The organism is Sandarakinorhabdus sp., assembly GCF_031422795.1.
Lineage (GTDB): Bacteria > Pseudomonadota > Alphaproteobacteria > Sphingomonadales > Sphingomonadaceae > Sandarakinorhabdus.
This window is the reverse complement of sequence record NZ_JANPML010000158.1, coordinates 1-4,502: the sequence shown is the minus strand read 5'-3', so window position 1 is coordinate 4,502 and position 4,502 is coordinate 1. Positions and strand designations below refer to the sequence as shown.

Here is a 4,502-nt window from a genome sequence, read left to right as displayed (position 1 = left end):
GCCGTCACGCTGGTGCTGGAAGACGAGATCGACATCTCGCGCGGCGACATGCTGGTCAGCCCTGAAGACCGGCCCGCCGTCGCCCAGCAATTCGCCGCCGATCTGCTCTGGCTCGACGAGGATGAGCTGAAGCCCGGTCGTTCCTATCTGCTGAAATCAGGCCCGCTCACCACCCCGGCCTCGGTCACGCTGCTGAAACACCGCATCGACATCACCACGCTCGATGAACGCCCGGCCCGCACGCTGGCCATGAACGAGATCGGCCTCGCCAACCTCGAAACCACGGCCCCGCTGCTGTTCGATCCCTACGGCCAATGCCGCGACACCGGCGGCTTCATCCTCATCGATCGCTACACCAACAACACCGTGGGCGCCGGCATGATCCGCCACGCCCTGCGCCGCGCCAGCAACATCCACCTGCAGCCGATGACCGTCACCCAGACGCAGCGCAGCGCCTTGAAAGGCCACCAACCCGCCGTGATCTGGTTCACCGGGCTTTCGGGCTCCGGCAAATCCACCATCGCCAATCTGGTCGAAGCCCGGCTCGCCACGCTGGCCTGCCACACCTATGCACTCGACGGCGACAATGTCCGCCACGGCCTCAACCGCGATCTCGGCTTCACCGATGCCGATCGCGTCGAAAACATCCGCCGCATCGGCGAAATCGCGAAACTGATGGCCGACGCCGGCCTGATCATCACCTGCTCCTTCATCTCGCCCTTCCGCTCCGAACGCGAAATGGCGCGGCAGCTCGTCGGCGCCGAACGCTTCATCGAAGTCTTCGTCGATACCCCCATCGAAGTCTGCCAGGCCCGCGACCCCAAAGGCCTCTACGCCAAAGCCGCCAGCGGTGAACTCACCAACTTCACCGGCATCGACAGCCCCTACGAAGCGCCCGAAGCGCCCCAACTGCACATCAAGACGCAGGATATGAGCGAAGCCGACGCCGCCGAGGCGATCATCACCTGGCTGCGCGCGCGCGATATCATTGGATGAAGGGGGGGAACGAGAGGGCCTCCGGCGGGCAGGGCCTGAGGCCCTGCACCCACTTTCGTTTTCAGGCGGCACTCAACGCTACAATCACCCCAAGCTGGATCAAGCAGGGGTGCAGCCAGTTGTCTTTATCTCGACCGCCAGCTTTGCGATTTCCGCCTCCAGCACTGCTGCCGCCTTCGCTTCCTCTCTGACACGAAGATCTTGCTCGAGGATTTCGATAATCGCGGCGCGCACTACCGGAAAATATTTGCGACATGTATTTTCGTCGAGAGCGTGAATGCCAGTGCTGAGAATGGAGTAGGTAGCCTTATTCCTAACGAGAGCAGGAGGCAAAACGTCCTTCAATGCTCCAATTTTCTCGTCCATCCTCAATGCATCAAAGCCATCTACACCGTTTCCTGACTTCACCATTTCCGTATGATGATCGTGAATAAGTTTCTCGAAAATTCGACGAAGGTATACAAAGGAACCGATTCCGATGCCGTGACTGGCCAAGCCCGTTGCTCGCTTAAGCTCCCCAAAGTATCTTTCACGGAGTAGGGGTGCATATTTCTTGATATCCGATCCCGATATGTCCTCAAGAGATGGCATTTGGCCAAATTTTGCTAGCCTGCCCTTCTTATATTCAAAGCAAAATGTATACTTATGATCAGCGCGTTGGCAGTATACAATGATATTGAACTGTCCGGCTCTAAGCATCCAATCTGACGGCTCTGAACTTCCAGACCCGCCACCCCTAGATTGCCGATCTTTGAAAATCGATGCCGATCCGCATTCAACACAGTATGCGTCGAATTGCACTGATTCGCTGCGAAGCATCTTAAGGTAGACCTGATTCTCAGTTGCGAGCGAATCATATAAAGGCGTCGAAAGGCAAAGCGATGCGATAGAAGGCATCTGTTCAATTTCACGGATTTCAATTTCATGACGAGCAGCCGCTTCGGCTGCCTTTTTTTTGCTCTTTTCAATCTCGTCAAAAATCTCAGTCATGTTGTTAATCATTTCCGCCCTCATAAGTACCGGCGCACCGAAAAGGCTGCCCGAAAACAAAAGTGGGTGCAGGGGCTCAGCCCCTGCCTGCCGGAGGCCCCTTCAACCTGAAAACCCCCTCAGGCCGCCGAAAACCCCGCCAGCCCGCGCCCATGCGCGTCGAGTTCGTTCACCCAGCGGGTAATCAGGGGGCGTTCGTCGGCGGCGATGAAGGGGTTCCAGGTGTCGAGGATCAGCACGGCGCGCAAGTGATCGGTCGGGTTATGGGCTTCGTGTTCGATGGTGTCGTCGAAGGCGAAGGCCTGGCCTTCGACCCAGGGGCGGGTGTCGTTGCCCACGCGGAACCAGCAGCCTTCGGGCACGATCAGCGGCAGGTGGATGATGCTGCGGATGTTGGTGGCGCCGGTGTGGGGCGGGATGATCGTGTGCGGTTTCAACAGCGAGAAGAAGGCGGTTGGCCCGCGGCCCGGCAGATCGAACAGCGGCATGCGATCCAGCACGGCGGCGGTGCCCGGGCAGAGCGCGCACATGGCTTCGTCGCGAAGCCCGTGTTTCAGGAAGAAGCGCGCCGCCCAGGCATCGCTCTTGTTCAAGTCCTTCCACTGGTTCACCGGCACGCCCGGCGGATAATCCACGTACGGCGCAAAGCCATCGCCGCCCGCCGCCAGCACTGCCTGCAATTCTGCCCGGATCGCCGGCGTGGCGGCTTCCAGTTCGGCCAGCCAGGGGAAAAGGTCGCGGTCGAAATACTGGATGGCGGGCAGATAGGGATAATGCAGCGCCAGCGGCTGATGCACGTAAATGCGGCGGCTGCCCAATTGCGCCTCCATGGCGTGGCGCACGCGGGTGGCCGCTGCCGGGGAAGCCTGCGCCAGTTCATCGGCCAGCGCCGTATCCAGCCGCGCGGCGAGCGCATCATTGGCCGCCTGCACCACGCCAGCGGCATGTTGCAGCCCGGCCGCAAAGCCCGGCCCGACCTGCTCACGCGGATCCACCGCCGCCAGCAGCCGCTGATAATCCGACAGCGCGTCAGCCGCCCGCCCCTCATGCTCATGCAGGCGCCCGCGCGCCAGCAGGGCATGGGCCATATAGGGATCAAGATCGAGCGCGGCGTTGAGCGCCTCCAGCTGCGGCACCGGCTGGGCTGCCAGCGCATGCGCATTGGCCAGATTATATTGCAGGATCGCCGCGCCCGGATCGGCCTTCACCGCCGCCGCAAAGGCAACGACCGCCGCCTTTGCATCGCCACGCTGCAACGCCTGCATGCCTTGGCTGTTGAGGGCGACGGGATCTTTGCTCATGCGAGTGGTGATAGCGCAGTGCGGGGTTTGGAACAGCAGAAAAAGGGGAGCCTCCGGCGGGCAGGGTCGCGGACCCTGCACCCGTTTGATTTTGGGCGCGCTGCAGGGAGAAGCGGCAGCTTGCTGTCATTCGCATATGTATGTCACTGTCTATCTATGGTTATTCCTAACTCAAGATTGGCGACGGCTGTCATATGCGTTCTGTTGGCGACGGCAGCTCACGGCGCTGAGCTTCCACCTATCGCATTTCTTTCGATGGGTTTCAGAGAAGCAACGATGGCTGATTTCACGAACAGCTCGTGGGCGGCAAAGCGTCAAAGAGATGCCAGTGGTTATCTTGCTGTGACAGCCGACTTCAACGGCGATGGCAAGGCTGATGAGGCTCGTATCCTGCTGAATGAGCAGCAAAAAGTGGCCTACATCGTAGCTGTCATTCAGTCTCCCGGTAAGGTCGACACTTACGTCCTGTCGCAGATGGCATTGGAGGAAGCGAAAGACATTGGGATCGCGCTGGCGAACCCGCTGGTGAACGATGAATCTCGCGGATTAGCCGGGGTCAATATTTTCGCGCTCGACACCGGACAGGGTCAAGCGAACTACTTCGACGGAGAGGAGTTCAACACACGCGTCGTTTCGTCAATAGGCACTTCGGAAAGCAAATAGCGGGCGTCCGCTAACCACCCCAAAGCTGTCATCAAGCGCCGGCCGAAAACAAAAGTGGGTGCAGGGGCTCAGCACCTGCCCGCCGGAGGCCTCTTAGTTCTTGTTCAGATTATATTTCATGATCCGCCCATGGCGCCCTTCACGGTCACGTTCCAGCGCATAGACGTCGCCTTGCGGCCCCGGCGGCAACATGGCGGCGATGGCGGCATGATCAGCGGCGGAGAGGCGCAGGTGCGCAATGGCCAGCGTGTCGGCCAGGTGGCCGGCGTGGCGGGCGCCGATGATGACGGCGCTGACTCCGGGTTGATCGAGCACCCAGCGTGCGGCGACGGCGGAGAGCGGGACGGCGTGGGCTTGGGCGATGCTGTCGAGGGTGTGGAGCAAGGCCTGGAACGCGTCCCACCCGCCGCATTCATCGATGATCAGGCGATATTTGATCAGGCTGCGGTTGGTGAGGCTTTCGGCGGGATCCTGAGCCCCAAGCCAGCGGGCGGAGAGGAAGCCGCCGGCGAGGGCGCCGTAGCAGATGAGGCCGGTGTCGCTGGCGGCCGC

Annotated in this window: 5 protein-coding genes; 2 read left to right on the top strand and 3 right to left on the bottom strand. The window is 60.8% G+C overall.

From position 1 onward, the window contains the following. Positions 1 to 996, top strand: a 996-nt coding sequence (gene cysC / locus RMO81_RS05880; RefSeq protein WP_310474845.1) for an adenylyl-sulfate kinase, incomplete at its 5' end; no start/stop codon positions are given. A 99-nt stretch (positions 997 to 1,095) separates the two neighbouring features. Here the strand turns inward: cysC and RMO81_RS05875 are convergent. Together RMO81_RS05875 and RMO81_RS05870 are read right to left on the bottom strand one after the other, a co-directional pair. Next, positions 1,096 to 1,986 carry a hypothetical protein gene (locus RMO81_RS05875; protein ID WP_310474843.1) on the bottom strand — a complete coding sequence of 297 codons (891 nt, stop codon included), beginning with the start codon at positions 1,984 to 1,986 and terminating at the stop codon, positions 1,096 to 1,098. 119 nt (positions 1,987 to 2,105) lie between these two features. Further along, positions 2,106 to 3,287, bottom strand: coding sequence for an aspartyl/asparaginyl beta-hydroxylase domain-containing protein (locus tag RMO81_RS05870; protein ID WP_310474842.1), 1,182 nt, complete (start codon positions 3,285 to 3,287; stop codon positions 2,106 to 2,108). Between the two features lie 156 nt (positions 3,288 to 3,443). Between RMO81_RS05870 and RMO81_RS05865 the strand changes: the two genes are divergently transcribed. Continuing rightward, a complete protein-coding gene (locus RMO81_RS05865; RefSeq protein ID WP_310474841.1) occupies positions 3,444 to 3,950 on the top strand; it encodes a hypothetical protein in 507 nt (168 codons plus the stop codon). 93 nt (positions 3,951 to 4,043) lie between these two features. Here the strand turns inward: RMO81_RS05865 and RMO81_RS05860 are convergent. After that, on the bottom strand, positions 4,044 to 4,502 hold a 459-nt coding region (locus tag RMO81_RS05860; RefSeq protein WP_310474839.1), incomplete at its 5' end, for an aldo/keto reductase.